21 protein-coding genes are annotated in these 18,709 nt (G+C 45.3%); 19 read left to right on the forward strand and 2 right to left on the reverse strand.

Going from position 1 to position 18,709, the window contains the following annotated elements; translation table 11 throughout:
* Positions 1-5 precede the first annotated feature (5 nt).
* Both dnaN and dnaA read right to left on the reverse strand, forming a co-directional pair.
* Positions 6-1,106 (reverse strand): DNA polymerase III subunit beta, encoded by a 1,101-nt coding sequence (dnaN, locus tag VOR_RS0111990; RefSeq protein ID WP_010319946.1) that lies wholly within the window; start codon positions 1,104-1,106, stop codon positions 6-8.
* A 73-nt stretch (positions 1,107-1,179) separates the two neighbouring features.
* Positions 1,180-2,583: a chromosomal replication initiator protein DnaA gene (gene dnaA / locus VOR_RS0111995; protein WP_010319947.1), complete on the reverse strand. Its 1,404-nt coding sequence runs from the start codon at positions 2,581-2,583 to the stop codon at positions 1,180-1,182.
* A 309-nt stretch (positions 2,584-2,892) separates the two neighbouring features.
* Between dnaA and VOR_RS0112000 the strand changes: the two genes are divergently transcribed.
* The 19 genes from VOR_RS0112000 to atpA all read left to right on the forward strand — a co-directional run bounded on the left by VOR_RS0112000 (position 2,893) and on the right by atpA (position 18,660).
* Positions 2,893-3,642: an amino acid ABC transporter substrate-binding protein gene (locus tag VOR_RS0112000; protein ID WP_010319948.1), complete on the forward strand. Its 750-nt coding sequence runs from the start codon at positions 2,893-2,895 to the stop codon at positions 3,640-3,642.
* Between the two features lie 75 nt (positions 3,643-3,717).
* Entirely contained in the window at positions 3,718-4,389 is a 672-nt protein-coding gene (locus tag VOR_RS0112005; protein ID WP_010319949.1) for an amino acid ABC transporter permease, read from the forward strand.
* A complete protein-coding gene (locus VOR_RS0112010; RefSeq protein WP_010319950.1) occupies positions 4,386-5,135 on the forward strand; it encodes an amino acid ABC transporter ATP-binding protein in 750 nt (249 codons plus the stop codon). The genes VOR_RS0112005 and VOR_RS0112010 overlap by 4 nt, the downstream gene beginning before the upstream one ends.
* A 195-nt stretch (positions 5,136-5,330) precedes the next feature.
* Positions 5,331-5,468: a 50S ribosomal protein L34 gene (gene rpmH / locus VOR_RS0112015; protein ID WP_010319951.1), complete on the forward strand. Its 138-nt coding sequence runs from the start codon at positions 5,331-5,333 to the stop codon at positions 5,466-5,468.
* Between the two features lie 12 nt (positions 5,469-5,480).
* Complete coding sequence (rnpA, locus tag VOR_RS0112020) at positions 5,481-5,837, forward strand: ribonuclease P protein component (RefSeq protein WP_010319952.1); 357 nt, start codon at positions 5,481-5,483, stop codon at positions 5,835-5,837.
* Positions 5,804-6,064: a membrane protein insertion efficiency factor YidD gene (gene yidD / locus VOR_RS18495; RefSeq protein ID WP_010319953.1), complete on the forward strand. Its 261-nt coding sequence runs from the start codon at positions 5,804-5,806 to the stop codon at positions 6,062-6,064. The genes rnpA and yidD overlap by 34 nt, the downstream gene beginning before the upstream one ends.
* Positions 6,065-6,066: 2 nt before the next feature.
* Positions 6,067-7,689, forward strand: coding sequence for a membrane protein insertase YidC (gene yidC, locus VOR_RS0112030; protein ID WP_010319954.1), 1,623 nt, complete (start codon positions 6,067-6,069; stop codon positions 7,687-7,689).
* Positions 7,690-7,801: 112 nt separating this feature from the next.
* Entirely contained in the window at positions 7,802-9,163 is a 1,362-nt protein-coding gene (gene mnmE, locus VOR_RS0112035) for a tRNA uridine-5-carboxymethylaminomethyl(34) synthesis GTPase MnmE (RefSeq protein WP_010319955.1), read from the forward strand.
* A 43-nt stretch (positions 9,164-9,206) separates the two neighbouring features.
* Complete coding sequence (gene mioC, locus VOR_RS0112040) at positions 9,207-9,641, forward strand: FMN-binding protein MioC (RefSeq protein ID WP_010319956.1); 435 nt, start codon at positions 9,207-9,209, stop codon at positions 9,639-9,641.
* A 422-nt stretch (positions 9,642-10,063) separates the two neighbouring features.
* A complete protein-coding gene (gene mnmG / locus VOR_RS0112045) occupies positions 10,064-11,962 on the forward strand; it encodes a tRNA uridine-5-carboxymethylaminomethyl(34) synthesis enzyme MnmG (RefSeq protein ID WP_010319957.1) in 1,899 nt (632 codons plus the stop codon).
* Positions 11,959-12,591 carry a 16S rRNA (guanine(527)-N(7))-methyltransferase RsmG gene (rsmG, locus tag VOR_RS0112050; RefSeq protein WP_010319958.1) on the forward strand — a complete coding sequence of 211 codons (633 nt, stop codon included), beginning with the start codon at positions 11,959-11,961 and terminating at the stop codon, positions 12,589-12,591. The genes mnmG and rsmG overlap by 4 nt, the downstream gene beginning before the upstream one ends.
* 14 nt (positions 12,592-12,605) lie before the next feature.
* Positions 12,606-13,379: a ParA family protein gene (locus VOR_RS0112055; RefSeq protein ID WP_010319959.1), complete on the forward strand. Its 774-nt coding sequence runs from the start codon at positions 12,606-12,608 to the stop codon at positions 13,377-13,379.
* A 24-nt stretch (positions 13,380-13,403) separates the two neighbouring features.
* Positions 13,404-14,285: a ParB/RepB/Spo0J family partition protein gene (locus VOR_RS0112060; protein ID WP_010319960.1), complete on the forward strand. Its 882-nt coding sequence runs from the start codon at positions 13,404-13,406 to the stop codon at positions 14,283-14,285.
* Positions 14,286-14,473: 188 nt separating this feature from the next.
* Positions 14,474-14,863, forward strand: a complete 390-nt coding sequence (locus VOR_RS0112065; protein WP_010319961.1) for a F0F1 ATP synthase subunit I — start codon at positions 14,474-14,476, stop codon at positions 14,861-14,863.
* A gap of 8 nt (positions 14,864-14,871) precedes the next feature.
* Entirely contained in the window at positions 14,872-15,702 is an 831-nt protein-coding gene (gene atpB / locus VOR_RS0112070) for a F0F1 ATP synthase subunit A (RefSeq protein WP_010319962.1), read from the forward strand.
* Positions 15,703-15,755: 53 nt separating this feature from the next.
* Complete coding sequence (atpE, locus tag VOR_RS0112075) at positions 15,756-16,010, forward strand: F0F1 ATP synthase subunit C (protein WP_010319963.1); 255 nt, start codon at positions 15,756-15,758, stop codon at positions 16,008-16,010.
* Positions 16,011-16,086: 76 nt separating this feature from the next.
* Positions 16,087-16,557, forward strand: a complete 471-nt coding sequence (gene atpF / locus VOR_RS0112080; RefSeq protein WP_010319964.1) for a F0F1 ATP synthase subunit B — start codon at positions 16,087-16,089, stop codon at positions 16,555-16,557.
* 14 nt (positions 16,558-16,571) lie between these two features.
* Positions 16,572-17,105: a F0F1 ATP synthase subunit delta gene (gene atpH / locus VOR_RS0112085; protein ID WP_010319965.1), complete on the forward strand. Its 534-nt coding sequence runs from the start codon at positions 16,572-16,574 to the stop codon at positions 17,103-17,105.
* Positions 17,106-17,118: 13 nt separating this feature from the next.
* Positions 17,119-18,660 carry a F0F1 ATP synthase subunit alpha gene (atpA, locus tag VOR_RS0112090; protein ID WP_010319966.1) on the forward strand — a complete coding sequence of 514 codons (1,542 nt, stop codon included), beginning with the start codon at positions 17,119-17,121 and terminating at the stop codon, positions 18,658-18,660.
* The last annotated feature ends 49 nt before the right edge of the window (positions 18,661-18,709 follow it).

The following is an 18,709-nucleotide window of genomic DNA, read 5'->3' on the forward strand; positions in this document are numbered from 1 at the left end:
CAAACTTAAAGTCGGATCGGCATGACGACATACATCGCACTATCGTCATCGCGATTTTCAATCAGCGCGCTGGCGTTGGCGTCAGACATCGATACACGAACCTGTTCACAACGTAATGTATTCAGTACATCGAGTACATAGCTGACGTTAAAACCAATTTCGATGGCGTCGCCCTCAAAGGTAACATCCAACAACTCTTCCGCTTCTTCTTGCTCTGGGTTATTGGCGGTAATGCGCATTGCGTTATCCGCAAGATTAACCCGTACACCGCGAAACTTTTCATTTGAGAGAATTGCAGCACGAGAAAACGCCTGACGTAACTCATCACAGCCCGTTTCTAAGGTTTTGGTGGTTTGCTGCGGCATAACGCGGCGATAATCAGGGAAGCGGCCATCAACCAGCTTAGAAGTGAAGATGAAATTATTCACTTGGGCGCGCAAATTTGAGCTACCAATTTGCAGCACAACTGGCTGTTCTGGCGCATCAAGTAACTTGACCAGTTCCTGTACCCCTTTACGCGGCACGATGATCTGTTTATTGGCAAAATCCGCGCTGAGTGCCGTTTGCGAAACCGCCATACGGTGTCCATCGGTTGCCACAGAGCGCAAGGTTGAACCGTCGATTTCAAATAGCATACCGTTCAGGTAATAACGCACATCTTGGTTAGCCATCGAAAACTGGGTTTTCTCAATTAAACTACGCAGTTCTGCCTGAGTGAGCGACACTTCCACTTCACTTTGCCAATCTTCAATATTAGGAAAGTCACTGGCAGGTAAGGTTGCCAGAGAGAAACGGCTACGGCCAGAACGCATCTGGATGCGATCGCCTTCCAATACCACAGTGATCACGGCGCTATCGGGCAAGCCGCGACAAATATCTAAAAATTTACGCGCAGGGACAGTGATGCTTCCTGCTTCGCACTCACCTTCAAGTGTCACGCGGCTAATCAGTTCGACTTCAAGATCGGTCGCCGTCATCGACAGCACGTTCTCTTCCACTTTGAGCAACAAATTACCAAGAATTGGCAAAGTCGCACGTCCGCCTAATGTTCCAGATACTTGCTGAAGTGGCTTAATGAAGTGGCTACGTTCAATAGTAAATTTCATAGTTAGCTCTTACGATGTTATCGGGCGACCCCAAATGTGAGGGTTAAAATAGCTGATATAAGAAGGTTGTGCATCAAGAAGACAGGGTACGAATTAAATTCGAATAGTCTTCTTTAATGTCGTGGCTCTCTTCGCGTAACTGCTGGATTTTACGGCAAGCATGCAGCACTGTCGTATGATCTCGGCCACCAAACGCATCACCAATTTCAGGCAAGCTGTGGTTAGTCAGCTCTTTAGCCAGTGCCATCGCCAACTGGCGTGGACGGGCAACCGAGCGAGAACGACGTTTAGAAAGCAAATCCGCCACTTTAATTTTGTAGTATTCCGCCACGGTCTTTTGAATGTTATCAATGGTGACCAATTTTTCTTGCAAAGCTAATAAGTCACGCAGCGCTTCACGCACAAAATCGATGGTGATCGGACGGCCGGTAAAGTTAGCGTTGGCGATAACACGGTTTAGTGCACCTTCCAATTCACGCACGTTGGAACGTAAGCGTTTGGCAATAAAAAAGGCAACTTCATCGGCAAGATGAATTTGGTGATCTTCTGCCTTCTTCATTAAAATCGCGACACGCGTTTCAAGCTCTGGTGGCTCAATCGCAACCGTCAAACCCCAACCAAAACGAGATTTCAGGCGATCTTCCACCCCATTGATCTCTTTCGGATAGCGGTCGGAAGTCAAAATGATTTGTTGGTTACCTTCAAGCAGTGCGTTAAAGGTATGAAAGAACTCTTCTTGCGAACGCTCTTTATTGGCAAAGAATTGAATATCATCGATCAAGAGTGCATCAACACTGCGGTAATAGCGTTTGAACTCTTCAATCGCATTATTTTGCAGCGCTTTCACCATATCTTGCACGAAACGCTCTGAGTGCATGTAAATCACTTTCGCATTCGGGTTGTTATCAACAATCGCATTACCAACGGCGTGCAATAAGTGTGTTTTACCTAGCCCTGTACCACCGTATAAGAAGAGTGGGTTATAGGCCGCGCCAGGGTTATCGGAAACTTGACGCGCTGCAGCCAAACCGAGTTGGTTCGATTTACCTTCAACGAAGTTATTGAACTTATGTTTAGGGTTAACGTTTGATCTGTGATTAATGTCTGCCACAACCGTGTCGTTTTCCCACGTACGATGTACTGGTTTACGCGCTTGTAACTGTGCAGGAGCTGAAGATTCAGCCGCGACATCCGCTTGAGTACGAACGGGAGCAGCTTTAGGCGCGCTGACCCGGCGACTACCCACTTCAAAACGCAGGTTCGGGGTATCGTGGCCACAATGCTCTTGCAGTAGTCGGTTGATGCTGTTGATGTATTTATCGCGCACCCAATCAAGCACAAAGCGGTTTGGGGCGAATAAAGTGAGAGTATTGTCATTGAGCTCCGCTTGTAACGGACGTACCCACATGCTGAATTCCGCTGCTGGTAACTCTTCTTGAAGCTGTTGCAAACATTGCAACCAAAGCGAAGATGACACGGTTGCCCTCACCCTAAGTAAATGATCGAAAAGACTGGCGATTTTACCTGTTGATAACCAAGATCGCCAGCGATTGATCCGTGATCCAGTGAATAAGATCGAAGTTATTCACACAATTTGCGCTTGATTTTTGTCGATCTTCACAATTAGCACCACTTTACCCACACGATGATCCACATATACAAGGATCCTCTATACTTATCCCCAATTGTGTCACTATGTTCGGTTATGGTTAATAACTACTGGTTATTTATTCTATTGAGTGCTTTACCAGTAACATCCCTCTCTATAAATATAAGGAGTTTCAAGATGAAAAACTGGGTTAAAGTCGCCATTACTGCAATTGCACTCTCCGCTGCAAGCGTACACGCGGCAACGGAAATAAAAGTCGGCATGTCAGGGCGCTATTTTCCATTCACTTTTGTCAAACAAGACAAGCTGCAAGGCTTTGAAGTGGATGTTTGGGATGAGATAGGTAAACGCAACGATTACGATGTAAAATATGTGACTGCTAATTTCTCCGGTCTCTTTGGCCTACTTGAAACTGGCCGAATTGATACCATTTCAAACCAAATTACCGTCACAGAAGCACGTAAAGCGAAATACTTATTTGCTGACCCGTATGTCATCGATGGGGCACAAATTACCGTTCGCAAAGATAATGACAGCATTAAAGGGATTGACGATCTTGCCGGCAAAACGGTCGCGGTCAATTTAGGCTCAAACTTCGAGCAGCTGCTACGCAGCTTTGACAAAGACAATAAAATCATCATCAAAACTTACGATACCGGTATTGAACATGACGTTGCTCTTGGCCGTGCCGATGCGTTTGTGATGGATCGCCTTTCGGCTCTGGAATTGATTAAAACAACGGGCTTACCGTTGCAATTGGCTGGTCACCCTTTTGAAACCATTGAAAACGCTTGGCCGTTTGTTAACAACGAGCAAGGCCAAAAACTGCAAGCTGAAGTGAATCAAGCGTTAGCCTCGATGCGCGCTGATGGCACACTGAGTGCGATTTCTGAAAAATGGTTTGCTGCCGATATCACCAATAAGTAAATTCCCCTATTATCAAAAAATAGGATTGAGGTGGAACCACACATTCCACCTTTTTTGTTTTAAAAAGGTAAGCCGATGGGATTTGATTTTCACTATATGCTTGAGCTGATGCCAATACTGCTCAGGTATTTAGGCACCACCATGGAGATGGCGACTTGGGGCTTAGTGTTTGCTTTGATCCTGTCGGTCATTTTAGCCAATATTCGTGTATTCAAAGTGCCCATTTTGGATCCGCTAAGCCAACTGTACATCAGCTTTTTCCGCGGCACTCCCCTGCTGGTACAACTATTTCTACTCTACTATGGTCTGCCACAAGTGTTACCGTGGATGGTCGGTTTAAATGCATTTAGCGCCGCGGTGATCGGGCTAACTCTTCACTTCGCCGCTTATATGGCAGAAAGTATTCGCGCCGCCATTTTGGGTATTGATCGCAGCCAAATGGAAGCGAGTTTGTCTGTGGGTATGACCACAAGCCAAGCAATGCGCCGCATTATTTTGCCGCAAGCTACTCGTATCGCGTTGCCATCATTAATGAATTACTTCATTGATATGATCAAATCGACCTCATTAGCTTTTACATTAGGAGTCGCTGAGATCATGGCCAGAGCGCAGATGGAAGCTTCGTCAAGCTTTCGCTTCTTTGAAGCTTTCCTCGCCGTTGCATTAATTTACTGGGCCGTAGTGGTGGTACTGACTCGGGTACAAATTTGGGCTGAAGAGAGACTCAATAAGGCGTATGTACGATGATTAAACTCGATAATATTCATAAGCGCTTTGGCGATACTGAAGTGCTCAATGGCATCAGCTTAGCAATAGAAAAAGGTGAAATCATCGTCATTATTGGCTCAAGCGGTACCGGTAAATCGACCTTACTGCGCTGCGTCAACTTCCTAGAACGCGCAGACCAAGGCTCCATTACCATTGACGATGTCACCGTCGACACCCAGCAACAGACCAAAGCAGATGTATTAGCACTGCGCAGAAAAACAGGCTTTGTTTTTCAAAACTACGCGCTGTTTGCTCATATGACGGCGAGGCAAAATGTCGCCGAAGGGCTCATTACGGTGCACGGTTGGAAAAAAGATCTCGCCCTGACCCGCGCACAGCAGATTTTGGATGACATCGGTCTTGGGGATAAAGGAGAGAGTTATCCCGCAGCGCTTTCTGGTGGCCAGCAGCAGCGCGTTGGGATCGGTCGTGCGATGGCGCTACAACCAGAATTACTGCTATTTGATGAACCTACATCAGCACTTGATCCTGAATGGGTTGGCGAAGTGCTTGCTTTAATGAAGAAATTAGCCACTCATCACCAAACAATGCTGGTGGTTACCCATGAGATGCAGTTTGCAAAAGAGGTAGCCGATCGCGTGATCTTCATGGCTGATGGGCAAATTGTAGAGCAAGGCTCTCCACAGGATATCTTTGGTAATCCACAGGATCCTAAGCTCAAGAAATTTTTAAATCAGGTGGGGATCGACGAAGGATCCTTGTGATTTAAAGGAGACTGCGTATAATCCCCCGACCGGAATTTTAGTGAACCCAATCGTTGACACTTATTGTGACAGTGATTACAATTCCGCCTCTTTGTTGAGAGGCGTCGGATTCCTTTCTTTCTATAAAGAAGCGAAAATATGCCCACGCCGGGTTTATTTGAACCTAAAAACTACTGATCAGTAAGGTAATTACACATGTCTAAACGCACTTTTCAACCTACCGTTCTAAAGCGCAAGCGTACTCACGGTTTCCGTGCACGCATGGCAACTAAGAATGGCCGTAAGGTTATTAATGCACGTCGTGCTAAAGGCCGCGCGCGCCTGTCAAAATAATTCGCGATTATTTTGAATACGTACGCGTTCAATCGGGAGTTACGTTTGTTAACTCCCGAACATTATAAAAAAGTCTTCCAGCAAGCGCACAGCGCAGGCTCCCCCCATTTCACTATCATTGCTCGCGAAAACGCTCTTACCCACCCAAGGTTAGGGTTGGCCGTCCCCAAAAAACAGATCAAAACAGCTGTTGGCCGTAACCGCTTCAAACGCCTCGCTCGCGAAAGCTTCCGTAATAAACAGCATCAACTTCCTAACAAAGATTTTGTTGTGATTGCGAAAAAGAGCGCGCAAGATTTAAGCAATGAAGAAATTTTCAAACTATTTGAAAAATTATGGCATCGCCTGTCTCGCCCTTCGCGTGGTTAGCAATCGGATTCGTCCGTCTTTACCAAGGAATCATCAGTCCTCTGCTTGGACCACGCTGTCGTTTTACTCCAACCTGTTCAAACTATGCGATAGAAGCGTTGAAAGCTCACGGTTTTGTAAAAGGGTGTTGGTTATCAGGCAAACGTCTATTAAAATGCCACCCTTTGAACGAAGGGGGTTTTGACCCCGTTCCACCACCAGTCCAAAAACAAGACAGAGATAATTAACGATGGATTCTCAACGTAATATCCTGTTAATCGCCTTGGCACTCGTTTCTTTTTTACTTTTCCAGCAATGGCAAGTAGCAAAGAACCCAGCACCTCAAGCGGTTGAGCAGGCACAAAATAGCAGCACTTTAACTGCACCATCTATGGCTGATGAGTTAGACCCAGCACCAGCAGTAACCAATGCGTCTGCAAAAACTATCACCGTCAAGACTGATGTACTGACTCTGTCAATTGACACGGTAGGTGGTGATGTAGTGAAGGCGGAGCTGAATAAGTACGATGCTGAACTCAATTCAGAAGACCCATTTGTGCTACTTAAAGACATTCCTGGTCACCAATTTATCGCGCAAAGTGGTTTAGTCGGACCTCAAGGAATCGATTTAAGCAGCAATAATCGTCCAAACTATACCGTTAGCGCAGATACTTTTGCTTTAGCCGATGGTCAAGACGAGCTGCGCATTCCTATGACTTATCAAGCCAATGGCCTTGAATACACCAAAACCTTCATCCTTAAACGTGGCAGCTACGCGTTGGATGTTGAATTTGATGTAGTCAACCAATCTGGTAATAACGCGACACTGGGTATGTACGCACACTTACGCCAAAACTTATTGGACGCTGGTGGCAGCTTGGCTATGCCAACTTATCGTGGCGGTGCTTACTCAACGCAAGATACACGTTATAAGAAATACAGTTTCGATGATATGCAAGATCGTAACTTGTCACTGCCTTTGGTTAACGGTGAAGGTTGGGCGGCGATGATCCAACACTACTTTGCCAGCGCGTGGATCCCACGTGATGCAGCAGGGTCAAACTTATACACTCGCGTGATTGGCAACTTAGGTGATATTGGTGTTCGCATGCCAAATAAAACCATCGCCAACGGTGAAAAAGCGACATTCTTAGCCACACTTTGGGTGGGTCCAAAACTGCAAGATGAGATGGCTGCTGTTGCGCCAAATCTTGATCTAGTTGTCGACTACGGCTGGTTATGGTTTATTGCAAAACCACTGCACATGTTGCTTTCATTCATTCAAAGCTTCGTTAGCAACTGGGGTGTAGCAATCATCTGCTTAACCTTCATTGTTCGTGGTGCTATGTACCCACTGACCAAAGCACAATACACCTCTATGGCAAAAATGCGCATGCTGCAACCGAAGCTGCAAGCAATGCGTGAGCGCATCGGTGATGACCGCCAACGCATGAGCCAAGAAATGATGGAGCTGTATAAGAAAGAGAAAGTAAACCCACTCGGTGGTTGTTTACCTATCTTCCTGCAAATGCCTATCTTCATTGCGCTTTACTGGTCATTAATGGAATCGGTTGAACTGCGTCATTCACCTTTCTTTGGTTGGATTCATGACCTTTCAGCACAAGACCCATACTACATCTTGCCACTGCTGATGGGTGTGAGTATGTTTATGATCCAGAAAATGAGCCCGACGACAGTCACTGACCAGATGCAACAGAAGATCATGACCTTTATGCCGGTTATGTTTACATTCTTCTTCTTGTTCTTCCCATCAGGTTTAGTGATTTACTGGTTGGTATCGAACATCGTTACCTTGATCCAGCAAACCTTGATTTACAAAGCGCTGGAGAAAAAAGGCTTACACTCTAAGTAGCCACTTCAGCAAGAAGTCACACTGACAAGTGAAACAAAGGCGACCTTTTGGTCTCCTTTTTGTTTTTGGCTGATTACAATTGCGCTCATACACCCCTATGTTAGGTACCCTTATGTCTACAGACACCATTGTTGCTCAAGCAACCGCTCCAGGCCGAGGTGGCGTGGGGATTATTCGCGTCTCAGGCCCGAAAGCCGCTCAAGTCGCGCTTGAAGTAACCGGGAAAACGCTAAAACCTCGTTATGCGGAATACTTGCCTTTTAAGCATCAAGATGGCACCGAACTTGACCAAGGCATCGCGATCTATTTTCCTAACCCTCACTCCTTTACCGGCGAAGATGTGCTCGAACTACAAGGACACGGCGGCCCGGTTGTCATGGATATGCTGATCAAACGCATTTTGGCTATCAGTGGCTTGCGCGCAGCGCGCCCGGGTGAATTTTCTGAGCGTGCGTTTTTAAACGACAAAATGGATTTAACCCAAGCGGAAGCGATTGCCGATTTGATTGACGCCAGCTCTGAAGAAGCGGCCAAATCCGCCCTGCATTCATTGCAAGGTCAATTTTCCAAACGCATTCACACCTTGGTCGATTCCCTAATCCACCTGCGAATTTACGTTGAAGCAGCGATTGATTTTCCTGAAGAGGAGATCGATTTTATTGCCGATGGTAAAGTTGCCGCAGATCTGCAAAATATCATCGACAACTTAGACGCCGTGCGCAAAGAGGCCAATCAAGGGGCCATTTTACGCGAAGGGATGAAAGTGGTGATAGCGGGGCGTCCTAACGCGGGTAAATCGAGTCTATTGAATGCGCTTTCAGGCAAAGATTCAGCCATCGTTACAGACATAGCAGGAACCACGCGTGACGTGCTGCGAGAGCACATCCACATCGATGGCATGCCACTGCATATCATCGATACCGCTGGCCTACGTGATGCCAATGACGAAGTCGAAAGAATAGGCATTGAGCGTGCTTGGGATGAAATAGCAAAAGCAGATCGTGTACTCTTTATGGTTGACGGCACCACCACCGCTGCCACCGATCCGAAAGAAATCTGGCCAGATTTTGTCGATCGATTGCCTGAAAACATCGGCATGACGGTGATCCGCAACAAAGTCGATCAAACCAAAGAATCGCTCGGTATCTGTCATGTGAATTCTCCAACCTTAATCCGCCTGTCGGCAAAAACTGGAGAGGGAGTTGATGCTCTGCGCACTCATCTCAAAGAGTGCATGGGCTTTGCTGGGGGCAATGAAGGCGGTTTTATGGCCAGACGACGCCATTTGGACGCGCTAGAGCGCGCCGCACAGCACCTCATGATTGGTCAGCAGCAGCTCGAAGGCTACATGGCTGGTGAAATCTTAGCGGAAGAACTGCGTTTATCGCAGCAACATCTAAACGAGATAACGGGCGAATTTAGCTCCGATGACTTGTTAGGGCGCATCTTTTCGTCGTTCTGTATCGGCAAATGATCGCAGTGAGAAGCTTGATCACTCTTAATTATAGGAATATCTCATGATCCATATCATCACTGGCAGCACCTTAGGAGGCGCTGAATATGTCGCCGATCATCTCAACGATCTACTGCAAGAGCAAGGTTATACTACGACTATCCACAACCAACCCAACTTAAGTGATATATCCTCACAAGGGACTTGGCTCATTGTCACCTCCACGCATGGAGCGGGTGACTACCCAGACAATATCCAACCTTTTATCACTTCTTTGCAATCAACACCACCGAACACGAGCGAGTTAAAATATGCAGTGGTAGCACTTGGCGATTCAAGCTATGACACGTTTTGCGCAGCAGGTAAGCATGCATATCAACTGCTTGAGGATATAGGTGCCACGCCAATTAGCGACTGTTTAACCATAGATATATTAGAATATTCCGTTCCTGAAGATGCCGCTGAAGTATGGCTCAAACAGCACATCGAGCAATTCTAGCAAATGGCATAAAGTCACCAAGCGGCCTGTGAGCCGCTTTTTTTGTACCCTTAAGCTCTGTGTATAACTATGCTGTTATTCGGTGATTAACCTATAGTTATCCAATTAATAACTTATGCATTTCACGACCCTGTGCATAACTAGCCTTTTTGATCCCAGCTAATACACGATTAGATCATGTCAGGATCACAGCTTGTGATCCTCTTAAAAACCATGATCTTGTTGATCATTTATCGGTTATCCACAGATATGCTCGATCCTAATAATAGATCTAATAAAAGATCTCTATATAGATCTTATATATTATTAACTTACCAAGCTCAGATTAAAAAAGCAGAAAAGCGATTTTCTAGCCAGTGGAAAGCAGGTAGAATACGCCTCTTTTGTCAGTCCATGCTTCATTGAATACCTGAGGTCGGTTCATGCTTTATCACGAAAAATTTGACGTCATTGTGGTCGGTGGTGGCCATGCTGGAACGGAAGCCGCTCTCGCTGCAGCTCGTACTGGTCAAAGTACGCTATTGCTTACCCATAACATTGAGACTCTAGGACAGATGTCGTGCAATCCTGCGATCGGCGGAATTGGTAAAGGACATCTGGTTAAAGAAGTCGATGCCATGGGCGGTCTAATGGCACAAGCGATTGATCATGCAGGTATTCAATTTAGAACACTCAATGCCTCAAAAGGGCCAGCGGTTCGAGCGACTCGAGCCCAAGCAGATCGTGCGCTTTACAAATCGTATGTGCGTGATGTGCTTGAAAACACGCCAAACTTAACTTTGTTCCAACAAGCGGTCGATGATCTTATCGTTGAAAATGATCGTGTAATGGGCGTTGTGACTCAAATGGGCCTCAAATTCCACGCCAAAGCGGTGGTATTGACGGTAGGCACCTTCCTTGGTGGAAAGATCCACATTGGTCTTGAAAACTTCTCAGGAGGCCGCGCAGGAGATCCTCCATCGATCGCATTAGCGCAACGTTTACGTGAACTGCCGTTTCGAGTCGATCGTTTAAAAACGGGTACGCCACCAAGGATCGATGCACGCAGTGTGGACTTCTCAGTGTTAGAAACACAACACGGTGATAACCCAACGCCTGTTTTTTCCTTCATGGGACAACGTGAACAGCATCCACGTCAAATACCATGCTACATCACGCATACCAACGATAAAACGCATGATGTGATCCGTGCCAATCTTGATCGTAGTCCGATGTACGCAGGTGTCATCGAAGGTATAGGTCCACGCTATTGCCCATCGATCGAAGACAAAGTCATGCGTTTTGCCGACAAAAATAGCCATCAAATTTTTATCGAGCCTGAAGGTTTGACCACGACAGAACTCTACCCTAACGGTATTTCCACCAGCTTACCGTTTGATGTACAAGTGCAGATAGTTCGCTCAATGAAAGGGTTTGAAAACGCACATATTGTTCGTCCGGGTTACGCCATCGAGTACGATTTTTTCAATCCACAAGATTTAAAACAAACCTATGAAACCAAATTCATCAGTGGTTTGTTCTTTGCTGGTCAAATCAACGGCACCACCGGATACGAAGAAGCGGCAGCGCAAGGGTTAATGGCTGGTTTGAATGCAAGCTTATTTAGCCAAGAAAAAGAAGGCTGGAGTCCACGCCGTGATCAAGCTTACATGGGCGTGTTGATCGATGATCTTTCCACTATGGGTACCAAAGAACCTTATCGCATGTTTACCTCTCGCGCTGAATATCGCTTACTGCTACGCGAAGATAACGCCGATTTACGTTTAACCGAAAAAGCCAGAGAGTTAGGTTTAGTCGATGATGCGCGCTGGGCGCGTTTTAATCAAAAAATGGAAAACATGGAAATCGAACGTCAACGTTTGAAACAAACGTGGATGAACCCGAACTCCGTTGGTGTTGATGCACTGAATGCGTTGCTCAAAACACCTATGTCTCGTGAAGCAAGTGGTGAAGATCTACTACGTCGACCAGAAATCACCTATCAACAGCTCACGTCGCTTGAGTCATTTGCACCAGCATTGAACGATAGTGAAGCGGCTGAGCAAGTTGAAATTCAAATCAAATACGATGGTTATATTCAGCGTCAGCAAGATGAGATCGACAAATCATTGCGCCATGAGCACACTAAATTGCCGCTGGATCTTGACTATAAACAGGTCAAAGGCTTGTCCAACGAAGTGATCCTTAAGCTTAACAATGCCAAGCCTGAAACGGTTGGTATTGCCTCTCGTATTTCCGGTATTACACCAGCTGCTATTTCTATCTTATTGGTTTATTTGAAAAAGCAAGGTGTACTGAAGAAAGGGGAAGACGCCGCATGAGCGAGTTAAGAACGCGTCTCGATGATTTAATTGGTCAAACCGATCTCGAGGTCAATGAGCAGCAACGTAGCCAATTAGTCGGTTACGTGGAACTGCTGAATAAATGGAACAAAGCCTACAATCTCACCTCAGTGCGCGATCCTATGGATATGTTGGTGAAACATATCTTAGATAGTATAGTGGTAAGTCCTCACTTACAGGGTGAGCGTTTTATCGACGTTGGTACTGGGCCTGGTTTACCTGGTATACCTCTCGCTATCATGAATCCTGATAAAACCTTTTACTTACTCGATAGTTTGGGTAAGCGCATTCGTTTTATTAAACAAGTTCTGCATGAGCTTGGTATCAAAAATGTGACCACGATTCAAAGTCGAGTCGAAGAGTTTCAGCCTGAAGTAAAATTTGATGGCGTACTGAGCCGTGCGTTTGCTTCAATGCTCGATATGGTGGAATGGTGTCACCATTTACCAAAAGAAACATCGGGCCGATTTTTAGCCCTGAAAGGACAACGGCCAGATGAGGAAATAGCCACACTACCTGAGTGGTGTTCTGTGACTGATGTCAAAGCTTTGAAAGTTCCTGAGTTGGAAGGTGACCGTCATCTTGTAATCTTATCTCGCAAGGGATAACAGCGAGGCATACCGTGGGCAAAATCGTAGCAATCGCCAACCAGAAAGGTGGCGTAGGAAAAACAACAACGTGCATTAACTTAGCGGCCTCTATGGCGGCGACTAAGCGTAAAGTTTTAGTGATCGATCTCGACCCACAAGGCAATGCAACGATGGCCAGTGGTGTTGATAAGTATCAAGTAGATGCAACCGCGTACGAATTGTTGGTCGAAGACACCCCTTTTGATGAAGTCGTGTGTCGCAAAACAACGGGACACTACGATTTGATTGCGGCAAACGGAGACGTGACAGCCGCTGAAATCAAATTAATGGAAGTCTTTGCTCGCGAAGTGCGTTTGAAAAATGCCCTCGCACCAGTTCGTGATAACTATGATTTCATCTTTATTGATTGTCCTCCTTCTTTAAATCTTCTTACAATCAACGCCATGGCCGCAGCGGATTCTGTGTTAGTGCCAATGCAATGTGAGTATTTTGCATTAGAAGGTTTAACGGCGTTAATGGATACCATCAGCAAGTTAGCCGCGGTAGTCAACGAAAACCTGAAAATCGAAGGGTTACTTCGAACGATGTACGATCCGCGTAATCGCCTAGCCAATGAAGTATCCGATCAACTGAAAAAGCACTTTGGAAACAAAGTCTATCGCACCGTTATTCCTCGTAATGTCCGTCTTGCTGAAGCGCCAAGTCATGGCAAGCCAGCAATGTACTACGACAAGTATTCAGCTGGGGCAAAAGCGTATCTCGCCTTAGCTGGTGAAATGCTTCGTCGAGAAGAAATACCCGCATAATCTCAACTAAAGGAATTCGTCTACATGACTAAACGTGGTTTAGGAAAAGGATTGGATGCATTGCTCGCAACCAGTTCTCTTGCCCGTGAAAAGGAGCAAGCCGCCTCACATAGCCAAGCACTCTCTTCTGATGGCGAATTAATGGATATCGCGGTATCAAATTTGAAACCTGGCATGTATCAACCACGTAAAGATATGTCGGCAGAAGCGTTGGAAGAGCTATCTGCGTCTATCCAATCGCAAGGTATTATCCAGCCGATCGTGGTAAGACGTTTAGAGCTTGGCGGCTATGAAATTATTGCAGGTGAACGCCGTTGGCGCGCTGCAAAACAAGCAGGTTTAAAGCAAGTGCCCTGTTTGATCAAAAATGTCCAAGATCGCGCTGCGATTGCGATGGCACTGATAGAAAATATTCAGCGCGAAGATTTGAATGCGATTGAAGAAGCACAAGCTTTAGAGCGATTACAAGACGAATTTAAGCTCACTCACCAACAGGTGGCTGATGTGATTGGTAAATCACGCACTACCGTGAGTAACTTATTACGCTTAAATCAATTGGCGGATGGCGTGAAGCGTTTAGTGGAAACCAAGCAGCTTGAAATGGGCCATGCACGAGCATTATTGATGCTCGAAGGCGATCAACAAATTGAAATTGCACAACGTGTGGCCGCAAAACAGCTGACCGTGAGACAAACTGAGCAATTAGTGAAAAAGTGTCTAACACAGCCTTCTGAGGACGGATCGGCATCGGAAGACTTAGATGCACAACAAATGTCACAAAGATTGAGTGAAATGTTAGGGGTTAAAGTGTCGATCATTCGTTCAAAAGGTGGCAAAGCCAAAATGACGATTAGTCTTGATGAGCCTCACAAATTAGAGCAACTAATTGCCAAGCTAGAAAGCTAAATGAGATAATTGATTTAAGTCAATTATGCAAAAAACATTTTTTTATTTGAAAGTTGTCGGTTTGTAAACAAAATTGTAACTTTTTGCTGTCTTTCAATTGCAATCAGTTCGACTCACCGTATAATTTTCGCCAATTTCCCAGCCCTATGTTGTAGATGAGCTGAGGATATTATTAGAGGTACGAATACATGGTAGCTGCGTTAGCTAGACCAGGGCGAGAGCTTGCTAAGCGATTGCTAATGATCCAGGTTAGCGTGGCTATGTTTGTGGCTATAGTGGTGAGTATCATCATTAATGTTCATTGGGGTTATTCAGCGTTAATTGGTGGCGGCATTTTTGTGATTGCTAACACCGTATTTTCGCTGCTTGCTTTTAGGTATAGTGGAGCTCGAGCAATAAAGCTTATTACTGTTTCTTTCTATGCTGGTGAAGTATTGAAAATTCTAATAACAATAGTGCTCTTCTCTTTAGTCTACATGTATATGCAGGTGGAACTTGTTCCCCTCAAACTAACCTATTTACTGGTTCTTGGTATTAATATTTTTGCACCAGTGCTTTTCATTAACAACAAAAAATAGGATGAGTTATGGCTGCGCCAGGTGAAGCGCTAACATCGTCCGGATACATTGAACACCATTTGACAAACCTTTCTCTTGCGAAAATTTCTGAGCATTATGACTTGGGATTGTCAATTAGTGAGACGAGTTTCTGGAACGTACATATCGATAGCCTGTTTTTTTCCTTGTTTACTGGCTTAATATTTCTTTGGGTATTTCGCTCTGTAGCAAAGAAAGCAACAGCAGGTGTTCCGGGTAAGCTTCAGTGTGCTGTAGAAATGATTGTTGAATTTGTCGCGGATAACGTCAAAGACACCTTTCATGGACGCAATCCACTGATCGCTCCTTTAGCACTGACTATCTTTTGTTGGGTATTGTTGATGAACGTGATGGACTTAGTGCCCATCGACTTCTTACCGTATCCAGCAGAACATTGGCTTGGAATCCCTTATTTAAAAGTGGTCCCGTCTGCTGATGTGAATATCACCATGGCTATGGCTCTAGGCGTATTTGCTCTGATGATTTATTACAGCATCAAAGTAAAAGGTCTAGGTGGTTTTGCGAAAGAGTTGGCTCTACATCCATTCAATCACTGGACTATGATTCCGTTTAACCTACTTATTGAAGTGGTATCGTTACTAGCGAAGCCTCTCTCACTCGGTATGCGTCTATTCGGTAATATGTTTGCAGGTGAGGTGGTGTTTATTCTTTGCGCTGCAATGCTACCATGGTATCTACAATGGATGGGTTCACTACCGTGGGCGATTTTCCATATTTTGGTTATTACGATTCAAGCCTTTGTGTTTATGATGTTGACAATTGTTTATATGTCAATGGCTCACGAAGACAGTGATCATTAATTTTGTTTGTTCTTTTTTGAGTTTTTAGTTAATCGCTATAATTGGAGATAGTAATGGAAACTGTACTAAGCTTTTCTGCAATCGCAGTAGCAATCATCGTTGGTTTGTGTGCTGTAGGCACTGCGATAGGCTTCGCTATTCTTGGTGGTAAATTCCTTGAAGGTGCAGCTCGTCAACCAGAAATGGCTCCTATGCTGCAAGTTAAGATGTTCATCATCGCGGGTCTACTTGATGCGGTTCCTATGATCGGTATCGTAATTGCACTTCTATTCACTTTTGCAAACCCATTTGTTGGTCAACTAGGTTAATCAACCGATCACACAAATTAATGATTTGTCGTTGATTAATACTTTTCGTTGGTGAACAAATAGAGGGGTAGCTGTTGTGAATATGAACGCAACTCTGCTAGGTCAAGCAATCGCGTTTGCAATGTTTGTGTGGTTCTGCATGAAATATGTATGGCCACCAATCATGAATGCGATAGAAGAGCGTCAGAAGAAAATTGCTGATGGCCTTTCAGCCGCTGAGCGCGCTGCTAAAAACTTGGATCTAGCACAAGCCAACGCTTCTGAACAAATGAAAGAAGCGAAGCGCACTGCAACTGAGGTCATTGAACAGGCAAATAAACGTAAAGCTCAAATTTTAGATGAAGCACGTGAGGAAGCTCAGGCTGAACGCCAGAAAATCCTTGCTCAAGCAGAGTCTGAACTTGAATCTGAACGTAACCGTGCCCGCGATGAGCTACGTAAACAAGTTGCAACTCTGGCTGTAGCTGGTGCTGAGAAAATCCTTGAGCGTTCTATCGATAAAGATGCGCACAAAGATATTCTCGACAACATTACTGCAAAACTTTAAGGATTGGGGTGCTCATGTCTGATTTGACTACAATTGCACGCCCCTATGCTAAAGCAGCCTTTGATTTTGCGGCAGAAAAACAGCAGCTTGACCAATGGGGTCAAATGTTAGCTTTTGCCACTGAAGTCGCAAAGAACGAGCAAATGCATGAGCTACTCACTAGCTCTGTTTCTGCCAGTAAATTAGCAGAGACTTTTATCGCAATTTGTGGTGAACAGTTTGATGTTTATGGCCAGAACCTGTTAAAGGTGATGGCTGAGAATGGCCGATTAAAGGCTCTTCCTGAGGTTAGTGAACAGTTCCTTGCTCTGAAACAAGAGCATGAGAAGCAGATGGATGTTGAAGTTATTTCAGCAACTGAGCTTTCTGATGAGCAGCTTGTTAATATCAGCACCAAACTTGAGCTACGTTTTAAGCGCAAAGTTCAGCTGAATTGCAGTATAGATGAGACCCTACTTGGTGGGGTTATAATTCGAGCCGGAGACCTTGTCATCGATAACTCAGCCCGCGGTCGTTTAAACCGCCTGAGCGATGCATTACAGTCTTGATGGGGATTGGAGCATGCAACTTAATTCCACGGAAATTAGCGATCTAATTAAACAACGTATCGAATCTTTTGACGTTGTTAGTGAAGCTCGCAATGAAGGTACTATCGTATCGGTAAGCGATGGTATCATTCGCATTCACGGCCTAGCGGACGTGATGCAAGGTGAAATGATTGAATTACCGAGTGGCCGTTATGCACTTGCACTTAACCTTGAGCGTGACTCGGTTGGTGCGGTTGTCATGGGCCCATATGCTGACCTTAAGGAAGGCATGAAAGTAATAGGTTCTGGCCGTATTCTTGAAGTGCCAGTTGGTCCTGAATTGTTAGGTCGCGTAGTGAATACACTCGGTCAGCCTATCGATGGTAAAGGTCCTATCGAAGCGAAATTGTCTTCACCTGTTGAAATGATTGCACCTGGTGTAATCGACCGTAAATCAGTCGATCAACCAGTACAAACCGGCTATAAGTCAGTTGACTCTATGATCCCAATCGGTCGTGGCCAACGTGAACTTATCATCGGTGACCGTCAAACTGGTAAAACAGCCATGGCGATCGACGCAATCATTAACCAAAAAGATTCCGGTATTTACTCTATCTATGTTGCGATTGGCCAAAAAGCCTCAACTATCGCTAACGTAGTGCGTAAATTAGAAGAGCACGGCGCGCTTGCAAACACTGTTGTGGTTGTTGCATCGGCTTCTGAATCAGCGGCATTGCAATACCTTGCGCCATACGCAGGTTGTGCAATGGGTGAATACTTCCGCGATCGCGGTGAAGATGCACTGATTGTTTATGATGACCTATCTAAACAAGCGGTCGCTTACCGTCAGATCTCACTACTACTCAAACGCCCACCAGGCCGTGAAGCATTCCCAGGTGACGTTTTCTATCTCCACTCTCGTCTACTTGAGCGTGCTGCTCGTGTCAGCGAAGAGTATGTAGAACGTTTCACTAAGGGTGAAGTGAAAGGTAAAACCGGTTCTTTAACCGCGCTACCTATCATTGAAACACAAGCGGGTGACGTTTCAGCATTCGTACCGACTAACGTAATCTCGATTACCGATGGTCAGATCTTCCTACAAACTGAACTATTCAACGCGGGTGTTCGCCCTGCCGTTGACCCTGGTATTTCAGTCTCTCGTGTAGGTGGTGCCGCTCAGACGAAAATCATCAAGAAACTGTCAGGTGGTATTCGTACCGCGCTTGCACAGTACCGTGAACTAGCCGCATTTGCTCAGTTCTCGTCAGATCTTGATGAAGCGACGAAGAGACAGCTAAACCATGGTCAGAAAGTAACAGAGCTGATGAAGCAGAAACAATATGCTCCTATGTCTGTGTTTGACCAAGCGTTGGTTATCTTTGCGGCAGAGCGTGGTTATTTAAATGATGTTGCGTTGAATAAACTGGCTGATTTTGAATCTGCTCTACTGTCGTATGCTCGTGGTCAATATGTTGATCTTGCAAAAGATATCGACAAATCGGGTGCTTATAACGATGAAATCGAAGCTCAGTTTAAAAAACTGGTTGATGATTTCAAGGCAACCCAGACCTGGTAATTGGTGGGTGACCTTCGGGTCACCACTGACCAATAACGGATTACCTTAA

Source organism: Vibrio ordalii ATCC 33509 (assembly GCA_000257205.1).
GTDB classification, from domain to species: Bacteria; Pseudomonadota; Gammaproteobacteria; order Enterobacterales; family Vibrionaceae; genus Vibrio; species Vibrio ordalii.

What these genes read in the sequence shown, in the direction of transcription:
- atpH (WP_010319965.1), top strand. Translation starts at nt 16,572, where the DNA reads ATGTCTGATTTGACTACAATTGCACGCCCCTATGCTAAAGCAGCCTTT.
- yidC (WP_010319954.1), top strand. Translation starts at nt 6,067, where the DNA reads ATGGATTCTCAACGTAATATCCTGTTAATCGCCTTGGCACTCGTTTCT.
- atpA (WP_010319966.1), top strand. Translation starts at nt 17,119, where the DNA reads ATGCAACTTAATTCCACGGAAATTAGCGATCTAATTAAACAACGTATC.
- atpB (WP_010319962.1), top strand. Translation starts at nt 14,872, where the DNA reads ATGGCTGCGCCAGGTGAAGCGCTAACATCGTCCGGATACATTGAACAC.
- mioC (WP_010319956.1), top strand. Translation starts at nt 9,207, where the DNA reads ATGATCCATATCATCACTGGCAGCACCTTAGGAGGCGCTGAATATGTC.
- VOR_RS0112065 (WP_010319961.1), top strand. Translation starts at nt 14,474, where the DNA reads ATGGTAGCTGCGTTAGCTAGACCAGGGCGAGAGCTTGCTAAGCGATTG.
- rpmH (WP_010319951.1), top strand. Translation starts at nt 5,331, where the DNA reads ATGTCTAAACGCACTTTTCAACCTACCGTTCTAAAGCGCAAGCGTACT.
- mnmG (WP_010319957.1), top strand. Translation starts at nt 10,064, where the DNA reads ATGCTTTATCACGAAAAATTTGACGTCATTGTGGTCGGTGGTGGCCAT.
- VOR_RS0112060 (WP_010319960.1), top strand. Translation starts at nt 13,404, where the DNA reads ATGACTAAACGTGGTTTAGGAAAAGGATTGGATGCATTGCTCGCAACC.
- mnmE (WP_010319955.1), top strand. Translation starts at nt 7,802, where the DNA reads ATGTCTACAGACACCATTGTTGCTCAAGCAACCGCTCCAGGCCGAGGT.
- yidD (WP_010319953.1), top strand. Translation starts at nt 5,804, where the DNA reads ATGGCATCGCCTGTCTCGCCCTTCGCGTGGTTAGCAATCGGATTCGTC.
- VOR_RS0112005 (WP_010319949.1), top strand. Translation starts at nt 3,718, where the DNA reads ATGGGATTTGATTTTCACTATATGCTTGAGCTGATGCCAATACTGCTC.
- rsmG (WP_010319958.1), top strand. Translation starts at nt 11,959, where the DNA reads ATGAGCGAGTTAAGAACGCGTCTCGATGATTTAATTGGTCAAACCGAT.
- atpE (WP_010319963.1), top strand. Translation starts at nt 15,756, where the DNA reads ATGGAAACTGTACTAAGCTTTTCTGCAATCGCAGTAGCAATCATCGTT.
- dnaN (WP_010319946.1), bottom strand. Translation starts at nt 1,106, where the DNA reads ATGAAATTTACTATTGAACGTAGCCACTTCATTAAGCCACTTCAGCAA.
- VOR_RS0112000 (WP_010319948.1), top strand. Translation starts at nt 2,893, where the DNA reads ATGAAAAACTGGGTTAAAGTCGCCATTACTGCAATTGCACTCTCCGCT.
- VOR_RS0112010 (WP_010319950.1), top strand. Translation starts at nt 4,386, where the DNA reads ATGATTAAACTCGATAATATTCATAAGCGCTTTGGCGATACTGAAGTG.